Below are 20,809 nucleotides of genomic sequence, written 5' to 3' on the forward strand. Positions count from 1 at the left end.
GTAGAACTATGTCTGAATTTCATGCAACAACAATATTTGCGATTCAACATAATGGTAAAGCTGCGATGGCAGGTGACGGTCAGGTAACTTTTGGGAATGCTGTTGTTATGAAACATACAGCTAAAAAGGTAAGAAAGCTTTTTAATGGTAAAGTAATTGCTGGATTTGCAGGATCTGTAGCTGATGCATTCACACTATTTGAGTTATTTGAAAATAGACTTGAAGAGTATAATGGGAATTTGCAAAGAGCTGCTGTTGAGCTAGCAAAGGAATGGCGTAGCGATAAAGTGCTAAGAAGACTTGAAGCTATGCTGATTGTTATGGATGAAAATGATCTTCTTTTAGTTTCAGGAACAGGTGAAGTGATTGAACCAGATGATGGGATCTTAGCAATTGGTTCAGGTGGTAATTATGCTTTGTCAGCTGGTCGTGCATTGAAGAGATTTTCAGGTGATTCCTTATCTGCAAAAGAAATTGCTGAGGGTGCTTTAACAATTGCAGGAGAAATTTGTGTTTATACAAATCTAAATATTATTGTCGAAGAACTTTAATAAGGGAGGCAAATAGTATGAATAAACAGTTAACCCCTAAAGAAATTGTTGAGCGTTTGGATCAATATATTATAGGACAAAAGGATGCAAAAAAAGCGGTAGCAGTAGCTTTAAGAAATCGCTATAGAAGAAGCTTACTAACTGAAAAGCTACGCGAGGAAGTTGTACCTAAAAACATTCTTATGATTGGACCTACAGGTGTTGGGAAAACCGAGATAGCAAGGAGAATTGCAAAACTTGCGCATGCCCCTTTTATTAAAGTTGAAGCAACAAAATTTACTGAAGTCGGCTATGTTGGTAGGGATGTTGAATCAATGGTGCGTGATCTGGTTGAGACTGCCGTTCGACTAGTAAAAGAAGAAAAAATAGCTGATGTTAAAGGGCTAGCTGAGGAAAATGCTAATAAACGGTTAATTGAGCTACTTGTTCCAAGTAAGAAAAAACAATCAGCAGCGAAAAATCCTTTGGAAATGCTTTTTGGAGGAGCGAGTCAACAATCTCAAGATCAAGAGGAAAGCTCAACTGAAGAATCTACTCTTCAAGAAAAGCGTCGTAGAATCTCACATCAATTAGCATTAGGTGAATTAGAAGATCATTATGTAACTGTCGAGGTTGAGGAACAACAAGCATCAATGTTTGATTTACTTCAAGGCTCGGGTATGGAACAAATGGGGATGAACATGCAGGATGCTCTAGGAAGTTTTATGCCTAAGAAAAAGAAAAAGAGAAAGTTAACTGTTAGAGAAGCAAGAAAAGTTATAACAAATGAAGAAGCAAGTAAACTAATTGATATGGAAGATGTAACACAGGAAGCTATTATACGTTCTGAACAAACCGGTATTATTTTCATAGATGAAATCGATAAAATAGCAGGTAAATCTAAGGGTGGATCTTCAGCGGATGTTTCCAGGGAAGGGGTACAACGTGATATTCTTCCGATTGTGGAAGGATCTACTGTTGTAACGAAATATGGATCAGTCAAGACAGATCATATGTTATTTATTGCTGCTGGTGCCTTTCATATCGCTAAGCCATCTGACCTTATCCCGGAACTACAAGGAAGATTTCCAATTCGTGTAGAATTAACAAAACTTAGTGTAGATGATTTTGTGAAAATCTTAGTAGAACCTGATAATGCTCTTTTAAAACAATATCAAGCGTTAATTGAAACAGAAGGTATACAATTAGAATTTTCTGACGATGCTATTCGTAGAATAGCTGAAGTTGCATTTGAGGTGAATCAAAATACTGATAATATTGGTGCAAGGAGATTACATACAATTCTTGAACGATTATTAGAAGATCTATCATTTGAGGCACCTGATATAAATTTAGAAAAGATTGTCATTACGCCACAGTACGTCGAAGACAAACTTGGGAAAATATCTAAAAACAAAGATTTAAGCCAGTTTATATTATAAAAAATTACAATTTCATATGTTTACAGGAGGAACCAATAAATGGCTCTATTACAGAAAACACGTAAAATTAATGCAATGCTCCAAAGAGCAGCAGGGAAACCAGTTAACTTCAAAGAGATGGCTGAAAAGCTAAGCGAAGTGATTGAAGCAAATATCTTTGTTGTAAGCAGAAGAGGAAAGTTACTAGGCTTTGCAGTTAATCAGCTTATCGAAAACGAGAGAATGAAAAAAATGCTTGAAGACCGTCAGTTTCCTGAAGGTTATACAAACAACCTTTTTAACATAACAGAAACATCTTCAAACATCGATGTATATAGTGAATATACTGCATTTCCAGTTGAAAATCGTGAATTATTTAAAAATGGCTTAACAACTATCGTGCCGATCATTGGTGGTGGAGAGCGTTTAGGAACTTTAATTTTAGCAAGAGTACAAGAACAATTTGAAGATGAAGATTTAATTCTTGCTGAATATGGAGCTACTGTTGTAGGTATGGAGATTCTGCGTGAAAAAGCTGAAGAAATCGAAGAGGAAGCACGAAGCAAAGCGGTTGTACAAATGGCTATCAGTTCTCTATCATACAGTGAATTAGAAGCGATTGAACATATATTTGAGGAATTAAGCGGAAATGAAGGTCTTTTAGTAGCTAGTAAAATAGCTGATCGTGTTGGAATTACAAGATCTGTAATTGTAAATGCATTACGTAAGCTAGAGAGTGCTGGTGTTATTGAATCCCGATCTCTAGGGATGAAAGGAACATATATAAAAGTTCTTAATGCGAAATTCTTAGTTGAATTAGAGAAATTAAAAACAAATTAATAATAAAAGGCACTTTGAGGATTATATCCTTAAAGTGCCTTTTTTGAGTTTTTGTAAATCTTTTTTGATTTATTCAATAAGATAGAAAATCCGACTTTTTTTTACAAAACCTTAATAGACTTTAAGACTAATATTTCATACAATGAGTAAGAAGAAAACACATATTTCGACATTATACGATACGTATGTACTTTACATTTTGTGAGGGGATATTATGAAATTATTTTCAAATACAATAAATAGTTTAGAAACCGCAATTTCTCAATCAACTGCTAAGCAAAAGGTTATCTCTAATAACATTGCCAATGTTGATACCCCGAATTATAAAGCTCAAGAGGTTCGGTTTAATACTGCATTATCAAATGAGATGCAAAAACTTCAGGCTACAAAGACAAACGCCAAACATTTTGAATTTGGTGGTTCTGATACATCAAGCTTTAAAATCGTTTCAAGAAATAACACCAATTATCATCATAATGGAAATAATGTTGACATTGATTCTGAAATGACAGAAATGGCAAAAAATCAAATTCAATATAATGCGCTAATCGAAAGAATAAGTGGGAAATTTAACTCACTAAAAACAGTGATTAAAGGTGGCAGATAAATATGTCTATTTTTCATTCAATAAACACATCTGGTTCGGCATTAACTGCTCAGCGGGTTAGAATGGACGTTATTTCTTCGAATATGGCTAATATGGACACAACCAGAGGAGAATTCATTGATGGTGAGTGGCAACCATATCGCAGAAAAATGGTTGTCACTCAGCCCCAAGGAAACAGTTTTTCCTCTTTTCTTAATAAGGCAATGGGCTCGGGCTCATCAGCAAAAGCCGATGGGGTAAAAGTAACGGAAATTGTCGAAGATGATACTCCATTTGAACTAATCTATGACCCAGAGCATCCGGACGCTAATGATGAAGGCTATGTCGCGATGCCGAATGTAGATCCTTTAAAGGAAATGGTTGATCTTATTAGTAGCACTCGATCATATGAAGCGAATGTTACGGCAATGAATGCTTCTAAAGGGATGCTAATGAAAGCATTAGAAATTGGGAAATAGGTGATTAGAAATGATTAATAGTATTAGTCCATTCCAAGTAACAACTACTCAGCCTGTTCAACCTAAGGCTATCAATATAACAAATAGTAAGACGGAAAATAAAACTAGTTTTGCAGAAACGTTAAAGCAATCTATTAATGAGATCAATAAAGTACAACTTGAATCAGATAAAATGACAGAGGCTCTTGCAAGCGGCAAAAATGTGGAACTTCATGATGTCATGATTGCATCCCAGAAATCAAGTATTACGCTTCTAACAGCTATAGAAGTCAGAAACAAAGCGATTGAAGCATATCAAGAAATGATGAGAATGCAGGTTTAGTAGTTTAGAGGAACCGTTCTATTAACAATAGAACGGTTCTGACTACGAAATGCAGAAAGTCATTGTGACCGGGGGATTTTATGGAATGAACGAAAAATTAATGAATACAAAAGATAAACTATCTGGGCTATGGCAAGGAAGAAGTAAAGGACAAAAAAACCTTATTATAACAGGCACGATTCTGTTTTTTGTTATAGCCGGGCTATTGACTTACTTTGTGTCAAAACCTACTTTAGTTCCTCTTTATTCTAATCTTTCTCCTGCTGAAACAGGTCAAATTAAAGAAACACTTGATGCGAAGGGTGTTCAGTCCGAAATCTCAAATAATGGTTCAACCATTATGGTACCAAAAGAGATGGTAGACACTTTGATGGTTGAGTTAGCAGCTGAAGGAGTTCCAAATACGGGAACAATTGACTATTCTTACTTTGGTCAGGATTCTGGTTTTGGAATGACGGATAAAGAGTTTGATGTGATTAAACTTAAGGCTACTCAAACAGAGCTGGCAAACCTAATGAAGGGAATAGAGGGAGTTAATAATGCAAATGTCATGATTAATCTTCCAGCAGAATCTGTTTTTGTAGGAGAACAAACTGAAGGTTCATCTGCTTCGGTTGTATTAAATTTAAAACCTGGAGCTCAATTGGACCAAGAAAAAGTAAATGCACTTTTTCACTTAGTTTCTAAAAGTGTTCCAAATCTTTCTACAGATAATATCGTCATTATGGATCAAAACTTTAACTATTATGATCTAAATAATGGTCAAAACTCTTCACCAGGTACAAGCTATGCATCTCAGCAAGAAATTAAAGCACAAATTGAACAAGATATTCAACGAGATGTTCAAAAGTTATTGGGTACGATGATGGGACAAGAAAAAGTTGTTGTTGCGGTAACAACAGATATTGACTTCACTCAAGAAAACCGTGAAGAAAATATTGTATCTCCAGTAGTCGAAGGTTCTGATGAAGGAATTGCTGTTAGTGTAGAAAGAATTACCGAAGCCTATACGGGAGATGGTGCTGCCGCCGCAGGTGGTCCGAATGGAACTGGTGAAACGGATGTTCCTAACTACGAAGCAACAGCAGAAGGCACTGGTAATGGAGATTATGAACGTATTGAAGAACGAATTAATAATGAAGTGAATCGTATTAATAAACAGATTGTGGAGAGTCCGTATAAAATACGGGACTTAGGAATTCAAGTAATGGTCGAACCACCAGATCCAGAAAATCTGGATTCATTCACACCAGAACGCGAAGAAGATATTCAACAAATATTATCAACAATCGTAAGAACCTCAATTAATAAAGAAGCTGATGCAGAGCCTTTAACACAAGAGCAGCTAGAAGAAAAAGTTGTGGTTTCTGTTCAACCGTTCGATGGTAAACAGCAACTTGCTGAAGCTGAAGCAACTCCAGTTATTCCAATTTGGATGTACATTGTAGGAGGAGTTTTACTATTAGCAATCATTGTTCTTATCATTCTGCTAGTTAGAAAGAAAAAGCAAGAGAATGAAGAGCTTGAAGAAGAGGAAGACGACTTACAGGATGGACCAACGTTTGATATTCAAGATATCAACAACAATGAAATTGAGACAGAGACTACAGTTCGTAAAAAGCAGCTAGAAAAAATGGCAAAAGAAAAACCAGAAGATTTTGCAAAACTGTTACGAACTTGGATTTCTGAGGAATAGGAGGTTAACTGATGGCTAGGAAAGATAATAATACATTAACAGGTAAACAGAAGGCTGCCATTCTTTTAATCTCTTTAGGACCAGAAGTATCAGCATCTGTTTATAAACATTTGTCTGAAGAAGAAATCGAAAAACTAACATTAGAGATTTCAGGTGTACGAAAGGTCGATTCCGAAAAGAAAGAAGAAATTATTGAGGAATTTCATGATATTGCAATGGCGCAAGATTTTATCACCCAAGGTGGAATTGCTTACGCAAAAGAGGTACTGGAAAAGGCATTAGGTGAGGATAAAGCAACTAGCATTATTCACCGACTAACATCTTCCTTACAAGTTAAACCATTTGATTTTGCAAGGAAGGCAGATCCATCACAGATTTTGAACTTTATTCAAAATGAGCATCCTCAGACAATTGCCCTGATTCTTTCTTATCTAGAACCGAATCAATCAGGACAAATTCTATCTGAGCTTCCACAAGAACTGCAAGCAGATGTTGCGCGAAGAATTGCTGTAATGGATAGAACAGCTCCTGAAATAATTAATGAAGTTGAACAGATTCTTGAACGCAAGCTTTCATCAACGGTTACTCAAGACTTTACACAAACTGGTGGAATTGAGGCAGTTGTTGAAGTATTAAATGGAGTGGATCGATCAACAGAAAGAACCATCCTTGATTCACTTGAGATTCAAGATCCGGTATTGGCTGAAGAAATTAAAAAGAGAATGTTTGTCTTTGAAGACATTGTTACACTTGATAATCGTGCAATACAGCGTGTGATTAGAGATGTAGAAAACGATGACTTAATGCTTTCACTTAAAGTTGCTAGTGAAGAAGTTAGAGATGTGGTCTTTAAGAATATGTCTAAACGAATGGTTGATACGTTCAAAGAAGAAATGGAATTTATGGGGCCAGTTAGGCTTCGTGATGTAGAAGAGGCTCAATCAAGAATTGTTGGTGTTATTAGAAGGCTTGAAGAAGCTGGTGAAATTGTCATTGCCCGTGGTGGAGGAGATGATATTATTGTCTAGGCTTATTAAGTCTCAATTCACTAATCATCATGATGACAAAAGAACAATAGCAGTCCAGCAACTTCAGGTATTAATGCAAGATAAAATAACTCAAGATGATCCTGAGTTATTAAAAGAATCTTCATATATTATTCAATCAGCTAGAGCAGAAGCAGAGAAGATCATCCAATCTGCACATGACGAGTCATCTAGAATAAAGCAGCAAATAGACGGTGAAAGAAATGAGTGGCATCAAGAACGCGAACAATTAATTGAACAGGCCAAGCAAGAAGGATATGCAGAAGGTTTGGAACTGGGAAGACAAGAAGCACTAAGACAATATCATGCTCATATAGAAGAGTCGAAAAGAATGATCGATATGGCAAAACATGATTATGATGAAATAATTCAATCTGCCGAAAACACAATCTTAGAACTTTCGATAAAAGTAGCAGAAAAAATTATTAGTTCTAAACTTGTTGACTCACAGGAGAATTTCCTTCCCTTAGTAAAAAAGGGGCTTCTTGAAGTAAAAGAATATGAAAATATTAAAATCCATGTTCATCCATGTTACTACGAATTGGTGTTAAATCAAAAAAATGAATTAAAAACATTGGTGACAAATGACACAGACTTATATGTATATGCTAATGCAGAATTAAATGAGCAGGATTGCTTTATCGAATCTGCTTTTGGGCGGATTGATCTGAGTATTGATACTCAATTAGAGCAGTTAAAAGAACAATTACTAGATTTACTTGATGAGAGGTGATTTCCAATTGAGAGCAGTGGATCTGATTCATACAATTGACAGTTTAGATTCCTATAAGCGTTATGGGAAAGTAAAAAGGGTAGTCGGGTTGATGATTGAATCAAGAGGACCTGAAAGCTCAATTGGTGACCTTTGTTATATTTATACCGGATCAACTAAGAAAACGAGAATTCCGGCAGAGGTTGTTGGTTTTAAAGATGAAAATGTTCTGTTAATGCCGTATTTGCAAGTGATGCATATATCACCTGGAAGTATTGTTGAAGCGACGGATGAACCTCTAACAGTAAAAATCGGTATGGGTTTAATTGGACAAGTAGTCGATGCTTTTGGATTACCTCTAAATGAATCCAATCTTCCAAAGGGCCTAGCAAGTGTTCCAACTGATCAATCTCCTCCCAATCCAATGAAGCGTCCACCCATCCATGAAAAAATGGAAGTTGGAGTCCGTGTTATTGATAGCTTGTTAACGGTTGGAAAAGGTCAGCGTGTAGGTATTTTTGCGGGTAGTGGTGTTGGTAAAAGTACATTAATGGGTATGATTGCCCGAAACACAAATGCAGATTTAAATGTGATCGCGCTCATAGGTGAACGTGGACGTGAGGTAAGAGAGTTTATTGACAAAGATCTTGGACCTGAAGGATTAAAAAGATCAATTGTTGTTGTTGCCACTTCAGATCAGCCTGCTCTTATGAGGATGAAGGCGGCGTATACCGCAACTGCTATTGCTGAGTATTTTCGTGATAAAGGGTTAAATGTTATGTTTATGATGGACTCTGTTACGCGTGTAGCAATGGCACAGCGTGAAATCGGGCTTGCAGTTGGGGAACCACCAACAACAAAAGGATATACCCCATCGGTTTTTGCCATATTGCCTAAACTATTAGAACGAACTGGTACAAATGAGCAAGGAACAATCACGGCTTTTTATACTGTTCTTGTTGATGGTGATGATTTAAATGAACCAATCTCAGATACTGTTCGAGGTATATTAGATGGTCATATTGTTTTGGACCGACAACTCGCAAATAAAGGACAATTCCCGGCAATTAATGTTCTAAAAAGCATTAGTCGAGTTATGAATCAAATCGTTGATTCAGGACACAAAAGTTCAGCATCAAAACTGCGTGATCTTCTTTCAACCTATTTAAATTCCGAAGATTTAATTAATATCGGGGCTTATAAAAGAGGTTCTTCACGAGAGATTGATGAAGCAATTAAATTCTATCCGAAAATCATTTCATTTTTAAAGCAAAATGTTGAAGATAAAGTCACTATTGAAGAAAGTATTTCTTCACTTAATCAGTTAATCGAAAAAGGTGATTTTTAATGGTAAATCCATTTCGATTCCAAAAAATAATGGATGTTAAAGAAAATGAAAAAGAACAATCACTAGCTGAGTATAATCAATCTGTAAATGATTTTGAAAATGTAGCGAACAAATTATACGATTCTTTGAAACAAAAAGAAGTGTTAGAGGAAACAACTCTTGCGCGATTAAATAGTGGAATGTCTGTTCAGGAAATTAGACATTATCAACAATTTGTTAGCAATATAGAAAAAACAATTACTCATTATCAAAAACTGGTTCAGTTAACAAGAAACAGAATGAATGAAAAACAAATGAAGCTTATGCAGAAAAATATTGAAGTGAAAAAATACGAAAAGTTGAAAGAAAAACAGCTGGAACAGTATATTTTGGCAACAAAACATTCTGAAAACAAGCAAATGGATGATCTTTCTATCCAATCTTATATGTATCGTGGAAGTTAGGTGAACCCAAAGTGGAAACTGAAACTGAAAAACAAGAATTCGGTAAATTTCAATGGTTTTTCTTTGTCATATTTATTCCGATGATTTTCACTTTAACGTTAGTCGGTGTTATTTTATCCGTAGCAGGCTTTGATGTACTGGGAAAAGCCAAATCAACATTAAAGGAAATACCTGTCGTTGAAAAATTATTCAAAGAAGAAGAAGATACAGCCGCTACTTCTCAGGTTTTGAAAGAAGAAGCTCAAAAAGAAGAAATGAAGAAGCTTGAAGAAACGGTTGAGGAACAATCAGTGATGATTACCGCTCTTGAAAAGGATTTAACGAATAAAGAAAAAGAAGTTCAAACTCTTACACAAGAAATAAGCTCATTGGAAAAACAACTTGAGGAAATTAAAAATACAGAAACAGAAACAAACAATCAGAAAAAGGATATTTCTAGCTTATACGACAATATGAGCAGTAAGAAAGCAGCGGAGATTATTCCGAATTTATCTCAAGAAGATGCTTTGTTAATTCTTACTTCATTAGATGATAAGCAAGTTGCTGATATATTAGCAAAAATGACGGTTGAAGATGCAGTGAAATATACTGGGTTATTGTCTTCTAATGAAGAATAGAAGGGAGGTGGAAATGTGAAAATCGCAAATTTGTTTGACGCTCAAAGTTTTTCACCAAAAAAGACGAATCAGAACAGTACGAGCAGTAGCTTTAAAGATTTTATATCTTCTGTACAACATTCCCATCATGGACAGCCAACTGCTGTTACCCCTAAACAAGATGTACAGCAAAAGGATTTATTAACAGAAGTTAAGAATGAGATAAAAGAAATTTTAGGGGATCAGCTAGGTAAAGACACAACCATTAACGATCTATCTGAAGAAGATCTTTCAAGTATACAAACAAGTATGAATGAGCTGTTAAATCAGTTTACATCTTTAGAAGACTTATTAAACTCATCAGATAAACTTCCAATTGGGATTAGTATCTTAGCCTTGGCTATAAAAATAGAAGATATAGCTAAAACCGACGGTTCTGTTGACATGACTCCAATATTGGGAAAATTACATGCATTATTAGAAAGTGAGTTTCCAAGCTTTTCTCCAGCAGAAGATCTTAACTTCGATCATATGTTTTTTGCTCTAGAAAATATGAGTAAGGAAGATAAAGCTTTATTGGAAGGTCAAATGATTATTAGCACTGCAAGTGAACAAGTTTTAGATGATTTACGTTATTATAGTAAACTACTAGGCTTAATGGAAAATCCATCCGAAGCAAATTACGCCAAAAATTTGCTTAAAGACTCTTTATTAGCTGATTCTGATGTAGCTGATCACTTAAAGCAGATACTTTCATCAGATGATTTATCTAAAGTTAAGGAACTGCTGACAAAGCTAATGACTGTGGTAGATTCAGCAGAAAATACTGATCAAAATCATTCATTTAATAAAGATTTAGTTGCTAGTCAACATAACTCAGGTCTTTCATTAAATTCAGCTTCTGTTCCTGAAGAAACTTTTTCTATTCAATTAGATAAATTCGTACAAAAAGATCAGCTTATGACCGTTGGTGAAAATAAAAATACAAATTTATTAACTTCGACGAAAGAAGAATTTACAAATAAAATGATCGAGTTACTGAAAAATAGTAGACTCTCTCAATTTAACAATGGCACAAGCCGTTTGGTTATTAATTTGACTCCAGAGCATCTTGGGTCCATTACAATCAGAATTGTTCAACAACAGAATGGTGAAATGGTTGCAAAAATCATTGCTGCCACACAATCAGCAAAGGAATTGTTAGAACATAGTGGATCTCAATTAAGGCAGGCATTACCTAATGTAAATATAGAGTTTGAGAGATTTGAAGTTTTTACTGATGATTCCTCTAAATTCCTAAGAGAAAATAAAGATCCTAAACAAGGAAAAGAACATAACAATCAAAATGAAAATTCTGATCAAGAAGATCAAAATAATGTGAACTTTAAAGATTCACTAAATGATGCATTAAACATTTCAATTTAAGGAGGCTGCTTATGTCTGTATCTATAGATCCAAGTTTATTATTGTCAAATAATACAAAAACTCGTAGTTCTGGATCCAATCTTGGAAAAGATGAATTTTTGAAAATACTTATGACACAACTTCAAAACCAAGACCCATTAAACCCAATGGAAGATAAAGAATTTATTTCACAGATGGCTAACTTTTCATCACTTGAACAGATTACCAATATGAATTCCCTGATGCAAAAGTTTTTAGATACACAAAAAGCAACAACGGATTCTATTTTAAAATATTCAGAGATGATTGGTAAATCTATTGAATGGTCAGATTCAGGTGCTGAAGAGGCTATACAAACTGGAGTTGTAAAAGCAATTAAACAAAAAAACAATAGCATAATTCTTGAACTTGATAATGGGAAAGAAATTACGAGTGATTTAGTTACAAAAATCAGCCAGCCTGAGTAAGGGGGTGTGTTGATGACTTTACCTATTAAACCTGTTACTTCACAAACATTAGATTTAATAAAATCCAGAACTAATCCCTTAAAATCTAATACTTCATTTAAAGAAGTTCTTAGTGAGTTGCAAAACCCAACTTTAAAGATTAGTAAACATGCACAAGAAAGAATTCAACAAAGAGATATACATATCTCTGATAATGAATGGAATTTGATCGAGGAAAAAGTGCAGGAGGCAAGCCATAAAGGTGTGACGGATTCACTTGTCATCTTGCATGATGCTGCTTTAATCGTAAGTGCAAAAAATAACACTGTTGTTACAGCAATGAATATAGACGAAGCAAAATCTCAAATTTTTACCAATATAAATGGAACAATTATTATGGATTAAAAAGCTGGCCCTACTAGGAAGCTTATGTTGTGGATCGACTGAAACAACAAAATCCAATATACAAGGGAGAGGAAAGTAAATGTTACGTTCAATGTACTCAGGTATCAGTGGTATGAAAAACTTTCAAATGAAGCTAGATGTGATCGGGAATAACATCGCAAACGTTAATACGTACGGCTATAAAAAATCTCGTTCAACTTTTAAAGATTTAATTAGCCAACAAATATCAGGTGCAGGTGCTGCAAACGGTGCACGTGGGGGAACAAATGCTCAGCAAGTTGGTTTAGGATCTCAAGCTTCTTCTGTCGATGTTATTCATACAACAGGAGCAACTCAAACAACGGCAAGAACACTTGATTTGGCTCTTTCTGGAGATGGATTCTTCCCTGTAGCTACTATATCTGATTTGGCACGTGTTGGTGTTGACCGAGGGAATCAAGTGGGGAACAACAAAATTACTGGGGCTATTGACCGTGCTATGAATCTTAGTTATACAAGAGCTGGAAACTTTTATATGGATGATAGAGGTTACTTAGTAACTTCAGATGGTTACTATTTAGTTGGTGAAACAGGTGAAAAAACGCCTCCAACAGCTGATCATATAACTAAAGGGAATAACGCTCTTACAAGTATTACCCAATTTGAAGGATCATATAAAAACATTACAAATGCTGTGAAGTTACTAGAAAAGAAAACAGATACATTACTTAGTGCTTATAATGAATACAACGATGCTGTATCAACTGGTATGAATGTTGCGTCCGCTCATAATGCTCTTACAACTGCTCATGCGGACTTCAAGAATTTTGTAGATGGTACTGGACCTTATAATAATAATGGTTTTAAAAATATTGCTATGGCATTTAACGATACAAATGTTGCAACAGAAGCAATTGCTATGATTAACAAGAGTATCTCGGATGCAACAAATGGATTTAATAGTACTACACCTATCACTGAGATTGTTAGCGAAATAAGTACATCAGTTAGACAGCTACAAGCTAATGAATATCCAGCAAATGTAGTTGCTTCGGGAACTGCTGCAACAACTGATCTTGATACAGTTAAAGCTCTAATGGATAAAATATCAAACTTCAAAGTTGATTTAGAGCAAGTAGCTCAATCAGTCGTTAATTATGAAAATGCAGCTGAAGCCTTACTCAAACCAACTTGGTCTGACAGCCTAAGCGGAGAAGCAGGACTTATCCAAATCCCACTTGACGCTCAAAGCTTCTCGATTGGACCTGACGGAACAGTTTCTTTCGTAAATAGCAGTGGTCAATTAAAGGTAGCTGGACAAATCCGCTTAGCAAACTTTGCTAACGCAGGTGGTCTTGAAAAAGCTGGTGGAAACTTATTCAGAGAATCTTCCAACTCAGGATCAGTTGATAAAAATGCTAATGGAATTCAATTAAATGAGCTTTTTGCACCAGGGACTAACGGAGTTGCTTCAATCGTTGCCGGTGCACTAGAAATGTCAAACGTAGACTTATCTGAAGAGTTCACTGAAATGATCGTTGCGCAACGTGGATTCCAATCAAATACAAAAATCATTACAACATCAGACGAAATACTTCAAGAATTAGTGAACCTAAAACGTTAATAAGGGGGGAAGGGGCTGATATATAGCTCGGCTACTCAGCTCCTGTAAATATGATTCAAGTTACTAGGTTGAATGGTAAATCATTTACCTTAAATGCATTATATATTGAGGTAATTGAATCATTTCCTGACACAACAATTACTCTAACAAATGGTCACAAATATGTTGTGAAGGAGAATGAACAAGAGGTTCGAACAAAGATCTCTTCCTTCTATAGAAATATCAATGTATTGTCGCTGAGAAAAGACTCGGAGGTCTTGGAAGATGAATAAGAAGCTTTTAACGATAATGCTTGTCATTATAAGTTCTATAACATTAATTGGGGTTACAGCCTTAGTTGTTGTTACAAAATTTCTTGGAGATGAAGATGAGCATAAAGCACCTCCAATTAAAGAGGTGGTTGAGGCATCTGTAGATATACCGGAAATAACCACAAATTTATCCAGTGGTAATATAGTACGCTTATCATTTAAAATTGAAACAGACTCAAAAAAGGCCAAAGAAGAATTAACACAACGCGAGTTTCAAGTTCGTGATATTATCATTTCTGAATTGGCAAATATGAACGCAGATCAGCTTGATGGTACTGAAGGTATGAACAAACTAAAAGATACAATTAAAGTGAAAGTTAATGAGTTGATGCAAGAAGGCAAGGTCAATAAGGTTTATACCACTTCCTATATCCTTCAATAATAAATGACTAACAAATCTTAGTGGGAGGTGAAAACTTTGGCAGGTGATATTTTATCACAAAGTGAAATTGATGCCTTGCTGTCTGCTATTTCAACAGGTGAAATGGATGCAGATGAATTAAAAAAGGAAGAATCCAATAAAAAAGTTAAGGTCTATGATTTTAAACGTGCTTTGCGGTTCTCAAAAGATCAAATTCGAAGTTTAACCCGAATTCATGACAACTTTGCGAGATTATTAACAACACACTTTTCAGCTCAATTAAGAACGTATATACAAATAACTGTAGGTTCTGTTGACCAATTGCCATATGAAGAATTTATTCGATCTATTCCAAAGATGACTGTTTTAAATATATTTGAAGTTCACCCTTTGGAAGGTAGAGTATTAATGGAAGTGAATCCTAATATAGCATACGCTATGATGGATCGAATTATGGGTGGTATCGGTGCTAGTGTTAATAAAATTGAAAATTTAACCGAAATAGAAACAAAAATTATTTCAAATATCTTTGAAAAATCACTAGAAAACTACCAAGAAGCTTGGGATTCTTTAGTTGAAATTGATCCTGTAATGGCAGATTTTGAAGTGAATCCTCAATTTTTACAGATGGTTTCTCCGAATGAAACAGTTGTTGTTATATCATTGAATATTCAAGTGGGAGAAACGAGCGGAATGATAAATTTATGTATCCCGCATGTTGTTTTGGAGCCAATCATCCCAAAGCTTTCTGTACATTATTGGATGCAGTCTGATCGAAAAGAGCCTAAGCAAAACGAGATTGATGCTTTGAAAAAGCAAATTAATCTTGCTGATCTCACAGTGTCTGCAGAATTGGGATCATCTGATTTATCTATTCAAGATTTTCTTCAATTACAACCTGGAGACGTCATTCAATTAGATCGTACCATTGATCAACCATTGGTGGTTACAATAGGTGACAAGCCAAAGTTTACTGGACAACCAGGGAAATTAAACAAAAAATTAGCGGTTCAAATTATTGACCACTTATCGAGAGGTGACGAAGATGGTGAGTAATGATATGTTATCTCAGGATGAAATTGATGCTTTATTAAAAGGATCAAGTGTTGACGAAGAAGAAACTCCTGCTGATACAAATGACAAAGCTGAACTAAAGAACGAAGATTACTTTAGTGATATGGAAGAAGATGCCATTGGTGAAATTGGAAACATTTCTTTCGGTAGTTCTGCAACAGCTTTATCTACACTACTTCAACAAAAGGTTGAAATTACAACACCGAGTGTTTCAGTTGTTCATAAAAATAAGCTTGGAGATCAATTCCAACATCCTTATCTGGCAATTGAGGTGAATTATACAGAGGGCTTTTCTGGAAGTAACATTTTAGTCATTAAACAAAGTGATGCAGCCATTATTGCTGATTTAATGATGGGTGGAGATGGGACAAATCCTGATGATATGCTTGGAGACATTCAAGTAAGTGCTGTTCAGGAGGCGATGAACCAAATGATGGGTTCAGCCGCAACATCAATGTCTACTATCTTCAATAAAAAAGTAGATATTTCACCACCAACAGTTGAGCTCCTAGATGTAAATGAGACTGAGGAAGCTAATACTATTCCGAATGAAGACTTGTTAGTTCAAGTATCATTCAGACTGAAAATCGGTACATTAATTGATTCGAATATCATGCAATTATTACCTTTATATTTTGCTAAAGATTTAATTGATCAATTAATTAACCCATCACAAGAGGTTGCTGTTACAGCTGAAGCAGTGAAAGAGGAAGAGACTATTCCTCAGCCAACAGTTCAGCACCAACAATATGAAGAACCAGTTCCACAACAACCAATGTATCAACAACAACAGCAGTCTTATGAACAACCAATGTATCAACAAACACAACAACCATATATGGGGCAGCCTAATCAGCAGATGCATGCTCCCCCACCACAATATGCTCAACCACAGAGACCTCAGCCGACAGTTAATGTGAAGCCAGCTGAATTTGCGAGTTTTGAGCCTGTACAATATCTACAACAGGATATTCAAAATCTTGATATGCTTTTAGACATCCCTCTAAAAGTAACAGTTGAACTTGGTAGAACAAAACGTTCTGTAAAAGAAATTCTTGAATTATCATCTGGTTCTATTATTGAATTGGACAAGTTAGCTGGTGAGCATGTTGATATTTTAGTTAACAATAAAATTGTGGCTAAAGGCGAAGTAGTTGTTATTGATGAGAATTTTGGAGTACGTGTTACGGATATTATTAGTCAATCTGAACGTTTAAACAAACTTAAATAATTAATATAGTAGGAGTGGGGAAACTATGGCACACAAGATTATGATTGTAGACGACGCAGCTTTTATGAGAATGATGATTAAAGATATTTTAACTAAAAACGGATATGAAGTAGTTGCTGAAGCAGCAGATGGAGCTCAAGCTGTAGAAAAATACAAAGAACTTCAACCAGACTTGGTAACAATGGATATTACAATGCCTGAAATGGATGGGATCGCAGCGTTAAAAGAAATAAAGAAATTAAACAGCAATGCAAAAGTTATTATGTGTTCAGCGATGGGGCAGCAAGCAATGGTTATTGATGCAATCCAAGCTGGAGCAAAGGATTTTATTGTTAAGCCATTCCAAGCAGACCGTGTATTAGAGGCGATTGGAAAAACTTTAAGCTAAAGGTGGAGTGACATTGCTTCGTAGAAACTACGTCATCTTGATTTTATTAGCTCTTATTTTATTCTCTCCGCAAGCTGCATCAAATGTGCTTGCGGAGGATTCTTCGAACAAAAGTGTATATGAAAATCTGACTGATGAAGAACAAACGCAAAAACCTGACGAGACAAACATTGTTGAAGATAAGCAAGTAAGTCCGGATGAAAATGTTCAAGGTGATGCTTTATCTGTCACTGCATTTGATTTTATTAAAATGTTCTTTGCACTTGGAATCGTTCTTTTTCTCGTCTATTTTTTATTAAAGTTTGTTACAAAGCGAAACAGAGTTTTTCAGCAAGGACAAGCAATTGTTAATCTTGGCGGTACAAATGTAGGGCAAAACAAATCAGTACAAATGGTGAAAATAGGTGACAGAGTTTTAGTTGTTGGTGTAGGAGAGTCAATTTCTCTGTTAACGGAAATCAATGATGAAGAAGAAAATAAGAGGATTATTCAGGAGTTTGAGCTAAAGCAAGAACGAGTTGTTGAATCAAAAGACTTAATTCAAAAAGTGTTCTCATTTATTCAACAAGGTGCAAAAGGACAGAAACATAATGAGTCAACAATGACATTTTCAACAAAGTTAAGTGAACAATTGGAAAAAATGAAAAAAGAGCGGACAAAACAGATTGAGGATATTGAAAGAAAGGGTTTAGACAAGCATGAATGAGTTTATGGAGTTTTTTAACAATAGCAACCCTGAAGATGTCAGCACCTCTGTAAAGCTCCTTTTATTACTAACAGTTTTATCGATAGCACCTAGTATATTAATCTTAATGACTTGTTTTACAAGAATAATCATTGTTTTATCCTTTGTTCGAACGTCTCTTGCAACACAATCTATGCCACCAAATCAAATTTTGATTGGAATCGCGCTATTTCTAACCTTCTTTATAATGGCACCAACTTTTTCACAGGTAAACGAGCAGGCGTTAACGCCTCTTTTTAATGAGGAAATTACGTTAGAAGAAGCTTATGATCGAGCTGCAATTCCATTTAAAGAGTTTATGAGTAAACATACAAGGCAAAAAGATTTGGCGTTATTTTTAAATTATGCTGGAATTGAGCAACCAGAATCAGTAGAGGATATTCCTTTAACAGCACTTGTACCCGCTTTTGCCATTAGTGAGATTAAGACAGCATTTCAAATTGGATTTATGATATTTATACCTTTCTTAGTTATTGATATGGTTGTCGCAAGTATTCTTATGTCAATGGGTATGATGATGCTTCCTCCAGTTATGATTTCATTACCTTTTAAAATATTATTATTTGTTTTAGTTGATGGTTGGTATTTGATTATTAAATCATTGTTACAAAGTTTTTAGAATGGGTGTGAACGAATGAGTTCAGAATTTGTTATTTCCTTAGCAGAAAAAGCCGTATACACAACGTTAATTATTTGTGGACCATTATTACTATTAGCCTTGGTTATCGGTCTTGTTGTTAGTATTTTTCAGGCTACAACTCAAATTCAAGAGCAAACTCTTGCGTTTATCCCGAAAATCGTTGCTGTTTTGGTGGGGCTAATCTTTTTTGGGCCTTGGATGCTTTCAACTCTAGTATCCTATGCACAAGATATATTCGGAAACTTAAATAGGTTTGTGGGCTAGAATGATCACAATACTAGAGAATTATCCGGCTTTTCTTTTGATTTTTATGAGAATTACAGCATTTTTCGTTACAATGCCTTTCTTCTCATACCGCAATATTCCTAATACTCATAAAATTGGTTTTTCCTTCTTTTTAGCGTGGATTATGTTTTTCTCAATAGATCCTCCTGCTATTGAAGTGAATGGGCAATATATTATGCTGATATTAAAAGAAGTGCTTTTGGGATTAACAATCGGATTTTCAGCGTATTTTATCCTTGCTGCAATACAAATTGCCGGAAGTTTTATTGATTTCCAGATGGGTTTTGCGATAGCGAATGTAATTGATCCGCAAACAGGAGCACAAAGTCCTCTTGTTGGTCAATTTTTATACACATTTGTTCTCTTATTTATGATTACAACAAATGCTCATCATTTATTGCTTGACGGAGTTTTTTATAGCTACCAATTTGTCCCTATTGATCAACCTTTTCTTCCAATGGGTGAAGAAAGTGTTATTGAATTTATTGTTGAGTCATTTAATTCAATGTTTATCATTGCATTTCAAATGTCTATCCCGGTAGTAGGCTCACTATTTTTAGTTGATATTGCTTTAGGAATAGTAGCTAGAACTGTGCCTCAGTTAAACATTTTCGTTGTTGGTTTGCCATTAAAAATTGGTGTAAGTTTTATCATGTTAATTTTAGTTATGGGAGCTTTATTTATGCTGATGCAGCAGTTATTTGAAACAATGACTTATACAATGAGAGGACTTATGGAGTTGTTCGGAGGTGGAGGCAATGAATCTTCTTAGATTAGATTTACAGTTTTTTGCTGGAGAGAAAACGGAAAAAGCCACACCACGAAAAAAGCAAGATGCAAGGAAAAAAGGACAAGTAGCTAAAAGTGCGGATGTTATTACAGCAATATCACTTTTAGCAATATTTTTATCGTTTTTATTCATTGGCGCATTTATGAGAGATCGTATCCTGCTTATGATGAGAGGAACTTTTCAAGATTATTTGCTTATTGAACTATCAGATCAAAATGTTCATGACTTATTTATTACATTAGCTTATCAGTCTGCTATTATTCTGGCACCTGTAATGGGGGTTGCTTTAGTTGCTGGTATTTTGGCTAATTATTTACAAGTAGGGTTCTTATTTTCAACTGAAGCTATTCAAATGAAGTTAAATAAATTAGATCCAATTCAGGGCTTTAAGCGTATTTATTCAATGCGTGCCATTGTTGAATTATTAAAATCATTATTGAAGATTACATTTGTCGGGTTTGTTACTTTTTCTGTTCTTTGGTTAGATATTGAGAATGTTTTACGATTGTCACATATGACAGTTGAACAATCTTTAATATATATTGCTACTTTAACAGTAAAAATGGGGTTGTTTGCCTCAGCAGCTTTATTGCTATTGTCACTATTAGACTATCTTTATCAGCGCTACGATTATGAAAAAAACCTAAAAATGTCGAAACAAGACATAAAGGATGAATATAAAAAATCTGAAGGTGACCCCCTTATTAAATCGAAAATTAAGCAAAGACAACGTGAGATGGCAATGAGACGTATGATGCAGGATGTTCCAAATGCCGATGTAGTCATTACGAATCCCACTCACTATGCGATTGCTTTAAAATATGATGAAACAAAAATGGATGCACCCTTTGTTGTAGCAATGGGCGTGGATCTTGTTGCACAGAAAATAAAAGAAATTGCTAAAGCAAATGATGTTGTCATGGTGGAAAATCGACCATTGGCAAGGGCCTTATATGCCCAAGTGGATATTGGACAAGCAATTCCTGATGAGTTTTTCCAGGCGGTTGCAGAAATTATTGCCTATGTTTATCAAGCTAAATCAATTTAGTTATAAATTTATAGATTTTGTTATAAAAGGCAAACTAGAAACTTAATGAAGGATGCCTG

General features: G+C 35.1%; 26 protein-coding genes. All 26 read left to right on the forward strand.

Going from position 1 to position 20,809, the window contains the following annotated elements; translation table 11 throughout:
- Positions 1-8 precede the first annotated feature (8 nt).
- The 26 genes from hslV (at position 9) to flhB (ending at position 20,750) form a co-directional block, all read left to right on the forward strand.
- Complete coding sequence (gene hslV, locus COD11_RS08250; protein ID WP_098796284.1) at positions 9-551, forward strand: ATP-dependent protease subunit HslV; 543 nt, start codon at positions 9-11, stop codon at positions 549-551.
- 17 nt (positions 552-568) lie between these two features.
- On the forward strand, positions 569-1,972 hold the full coding sequence (gene hslU, locus COD11_RS08255; RefSeq protein WP_098796285.1) for an ATP-dependent protease ATPase subunit HslU: 1,404 nt from the start codon (positions 569-571) through the stop codon (positions 1,970-1,972).
- 39 nt (positions 1,973-2,011) lie between these two features.
- Complete coding sequence (gene codY / locus COD11_RS08260; RefSeq protein WP_098796286.1) at positions 2,012-2,791, forward strand: GTP-sensing pleiotropic transcriptional regulator CodY; 780 nt, start codon at positions 2,012-2,014, stop codon at positions 2,789-2,791.
- Positions 2,792-3,005: 214 nt separating this feature from the next.
- Complete coding sequence (gene flgB, locus COD11_RS08265) at positions 3,006-3,398, forward strand: flagellar basal body rod protein FlgB (RefSeq protein ID WP_098796287.1); 393 nt, start codon at positions 3,006-3,008, stop codon at positions 3,396-3,398.
- 2 nt (positions 3,399-3,400) lie between these two features.
- Positions 3,401-3,856, forward strand: coding sequence for a flagellar basal body rod protein FlgC (gene flgC, locus COD11_RS08270; RefSeq protein ID WP_098796288.1), 456 nt, complete (start codon positions 3,401-3,403; stop codon positions 3,854-3,856).
- Positions 3,857-3,866: 10 nt separating this feature from the next.
- Positions 3,867-4,178: a flagellar hook-basal body complex protein FliE gene (gene fliE / locus COD11_RS08275; protein WP_098796289.1), complete on the forward strand. Its 312-nt coding sequence runs from the start codon at positions 3,867-3,869 to the stop codon at positions 4,176-4,178.
- Positions 4,179-4,263: 85 nt separating this feature from the next.
- On the forward strand, positions 4,264-5,874 hold the full coding sequence (gene fliF, locus COD11_RS08280; protein ID WP_098796290.1) for a flagellar basal-body MS-ring/collar protein FliF: 1,611 nt from the start codon (positions 4,264-4,266) through the stop codon (positions 5,872-5,874).
- A gap of 11 nt (positions 5,875-5,885) precedes the next feature.
- On the forward strand, positions 5,886-6,902 hold the full coding sequence (fliG, locus tag COD11_RS08285; protein WP_098796291.1) for a flagellar motor switch protein FliG: 1,017 nt from the start codon (positions 5,886-5,888) through the stop codon (positions 6,900-6,902).
- Entirely contained in the window at positions 6,895-7,653 is a 759-nt protein-coding gene (gene fliH, locus COD11_RS08290; protein WP_176551016.1) for a flagellar assembly protein FliH, read from the forward strand. The genes fliG and fliH overlap by 8 nt, the downstream gene beginning before the upstream one ends.
- Positions 7,654-7,660: 7 nt before the next feature.
- Entirely contained in the window at positions 7,661-8,980 is a 1,320-nt protein-coding gene (gene fliI / locus COD11_RS08295) for a flagellar protein export ATPase FliI (protein ID WP_098796293.1), read from the forward strand.
- Positions 8,980-9,423, forward strand: a complete 444-nt coding sequence (fliJ, locus tag COD11_RS08300; protein ID WP_098796294.1) for a flagellar export protein FliJ — start codon at positions 8,980-8,982, stop codon at positions 9,421-9,423. The genes fliI and fliJ overlap by 1 nt, the downstream gene beginning before the upstream one ends.
- A gap of 11 nt (positions 9,424-9,434) precedes the next feature.
- Positions 9,435-10,040, forward strand: coding sequence for a MotE family protein (locus COD11_RS08305; protein ID WP_098796295.1), 606 nt, complete (start codon positions 9,435-9,437; stop codon positions 10,038-10,040).
- Positions 10,041-10,055: 15 nt separating this feature from the next.
- Positions 10,056-11,444 carry a flagellar hook-length control protein FliK gene (locus COD11_RS08310; protein ID WP_098796296.1) on the forward strand — a complete coding sequence of 463 codons (1,389 nt, stop codon included), beginning with the start codon at positions 10,056-10,058 and terminating at the stop codon, positions 11,442-11,444.
- An 11-nt stretch (positions 11,445-11,455) separates the two neighbouring features.
- Entirely contained in the window at positions 11,456-11,890 is a 435-nt protein-coding gene (gene flgD, locus COD11_RS08315; RefSeq protein WP_098796297.1) for a flagellar hook assembly protein FlgD, read from the forward strand.
- A 12-nt stretch (positions 11,891-11,902) separates the two neighbouring features.
- Positions 11,903-12,274 carry a TIGR02530 family flagellar biosynthesis protein gene (locus tag COD11_RS08320; protein WP_098796298.1) on the forward strand — a complete coding sequence of 124 codons (372 nt, stop codon included), beginning with the start codon at positions 11,903-11,905 and terminating at the stop codon, positions 12,272-12,274.
- 139 nt (positions 12,275-12,413) lie between these two features.
- Positions 12,414-13,877 (forward strand): flagellar hook-basal body complex protein, encoded by a 1,464-nt coding sequence (locus COD11_RS08325; RefSeq protein WP_483296280.1) that lies wholly within the window; start codon positions 12,414-12,416, stop codon positions 13,875-13,877.
- A 50-nt stretch (positions 13,878-13,927) separates the two neighbouring features.
- The gene (locus COD11_RS08330) at positions 13,928-14,149 is read left to right on the forward strand and encodes a flagellar FlbD family protein (protein ID WP_098796300.1); all 222 of its coding nucleotides are present in this window, start codon (positions 13,928-13,930) and stop codon (positions 14,147-14,149) included.
- Positions 14,142-14,570 (forward strand): flagellar basal body-associated protein FliL, encoded by a 429-nt coding sequence (fliL, locus tag COD11_RS08335; protein WP_098796301.1) that lies wholly within the window; start codon positions 14,142-14,144, stop codon positions 14,568-14,570. Before COD11_RS08330 ends, fliL begins: the two co-directional genes overlap by 8 nt.
- Before the next feature lie 36 nt (positions 14,571-14,606).
- Positions 14,607-15,605 carry a flagellar motor switch protein FliM gene (fliM, locus tag COD11_RS08340; protein ID WP_098796302.1) on the forward strand — a complete coding sequence of 333 codons (999 nt, stop codon included), beginning with the start codon at positions 14,607-14,609 and terminating at the stop codon, positions 15,603-15,605.
- Complete coding sequence (gene fliY / locus COD11_RS08345) at positions 15,595-16,854, forward strand: flagellar motor switch phosphatase FliY (protein ID WP_098796303.1); 1,260 nt, start codon at positions 15,595-15,597, stop codon at positions 16,852-16,854. The genes fliM and fliY overlap by 11 nt, the downstream gene beginning before the upstream one ends.
- Positions 16,855-16,879: 25 nt before the next feature.
- Positions 16,880-17,242, forward strand: a complete 363-nt coding sequence (locus COD11_RS08350; RefSeq protein WP_098796304.1) for a response regulator — start codon at positions 16,880-16,882, stop codon at positions 17,240-17,242.
- 13 nt (positions 17,243-17,255) lie between these two features.
- Complete coding sequence (locus tag COD11_RS08355; protein WP_098796305.1) at positions 17,256-17,948, forward strand: flagellar biosynthetic protein FliO; 693 nt, start codon at positions 17,256-17,258, stop codon at positions 17,946-17,948.
- Positions 17,941-18,606 (forward strand): flagellar type III secretion system pore protein FliP, encoded by a 666-nt coding sequence (gene fliP, locus COD11_RS08360; protein WP_098796306.1) that lies wholly within the window; start codon positions 17,941-17,943, stop codon positions 18,604-18,606. The genes COD11_RS08355 and fliP overlap by 8 nt, the downstream gene beginning before the upstream one ends.
- 15 nt (positions 18,607-18,621) lie before the next feature.
- Positions 18,622-18,891 (forward strand): flagellar biosynthesis protein FliQ, encoded by a 270-nt coding sequence (gene fliQ, locus COD11_RS08365; RefSeq protein ID WP_098796307.1) that lies wholly within the window; start codon positions 18,622-18,624, stop codon positions 18,889-18,891.
- Between the two features lies 1 nt (position 18,892).
- On the forward strand, positions 18,893-19,684 hold the full coding sequence (fliR, locus tag COD11_RS08370; protein ID WP_098796308.1) for a flagellar biosynthetic protein FliR: 792 nt from the start codon (positions 18,893-18,895) through the stop codon (positions 19,682-19,684).
- Positions 19,671-20,750: a flagellar biosynthesis protein FlhB gene (flhB, locus tag COD11_RS08375; protein WP_098796309.1), complete on the forward strand. Its 1,080-nt coding sequence runs from the start codon at positions 19,671-19,673 to the stop codon at positions 20,748-20,750. Before fliR ends, flhB begins: the two co-directional genes overlap by 14 nt.
- Positions 20,751-20,809 lie beyond the last annotated feature (59 nt).

The organism is Bacillus sp. AFS040349, assembly GCF_002577655.1.
Lineage (GTDB): Bacteria > Bacillota > Bacilli > Bacillales > Bacillaceae > Metabacillus.

Bases quoted from the DNA above. Each gene is read 5' to 3' on its own strand.
- hslV (WP_098796284.1), top strand. From the start codon at position 9: ATGTCTGAATTTCATGCAACAACAATATTTGCGATTCAACATAATGGT.
- hslU (WP_098796285.1), top strand. From the start codon at position 569: ATGAATAAACAGTTAACCCCTAAAGAAATTGTTGAGCGTTTGGATCAA.
- codY (WP_098796286.1), top strand. From the start codon at position 2,012: ATGGCTCTATTACAGAAAACACGTAAAATTAATGCAATGCTCCAAAGA.
- flgB (WP_098796287.1), top strand. From the start codon at position 3,006: ATGAAATTATTTTCAAATACAATAAATAGTTTAGAAACCGCAATTTCT.
- flgC (WP_098796288.1), top strand. From the start codon at position 3,401: ATGTCTATTTTTCATTCAATAAACACATCTGGTTCGGCATTAACTGCT.
- fliE (WP_098796289.1), top strand. From the start codon at position 3,867: ATGATTAATAGTATTAGTCCATTCCAAGTAACAACTACTCAGCCTGTT.
- fliF (WP_098796290.1), top strand. From the start codon at position 4,264: ATGAACGAAAAATTAATGAATACAAAAGATAAACTATCTGGGCTATGG.
- fliG (WP_098796291.1), top strand. From the start codon at position 5,886: ATGGCTAGGAAAGATAATAATACATTAACAGGTAAACAGAAGGCTGCC.
- fliJ (WP_098796294.1), top strand. From the start codon at position 8,980: ATGGTAAATCCATTTCGATTCCAAAAAATAATGGATGTTAAAGAAAAT.
- flgD (WP_098796297.1), top strand. From the start codon at position 11,456: ATGTCTGTATCTATAGATCCAAGTTTATTATTGTCAAATAATACAAAA.
- COD11_RS08320 (WP_098796298.1), top strand. From the start codon at position 11,903: ATGACTTTACCTATTAAACCTGTTACTTCACAAACATTAGATTTAATA.
- COD11_RS08330 (WP_098796300.1), top strand. From the start codon at position 13,928: ATGATTCAAGTTACTAGGTTGAATGGTAAATCATTTACCTTAAATGCA.
- fliL (WP_098796301.1), top strand. From the start codon at position 14,142: ATGAATAAGAAGCTTTTAACGATAATGCTTGTCATTATAAGTTCTATA.
- fliY (WP_098796303.1), top strand. From the start codon at position 15,595: ATGGTGAGTAATGATATGTTATCTCAGGATGAAATTGATGCTTTATTA.
- COD11_RS08350 (WP_098796304.1), top strand. From the start codon at position 16,880: ATGGCACACAAGATTATGATTGTAGACGACGCAGCTTTTATGAGAATG.
- fliP (WP_098796306.1), top strand. From the start codon at position 17,941: ATGAATGAGTTTATGGAGTTTTTTAACAATAGCAACCCTGAAGATGTC.
- fliQ (WP_098796307.1), top strand. From the start codon at position 18,622: ATGAGTTCAGAATTTGTTATTTCCTTAGCAGAAAAAGCCGTATACACA.
- fliR (WP_098796308.1), top strand. From the start codon at position 18,893: ATGATCACAATACTAGAGAATTATCCGGCTTTTCTTTTGATTTTTATG.
- flhB (WP_098796309.1), top strand. From the start codon at position 19,671: ATGAATCTTCTTAGATTAGATTTACAGTTTTTTGCTGGAGAGAAAACG.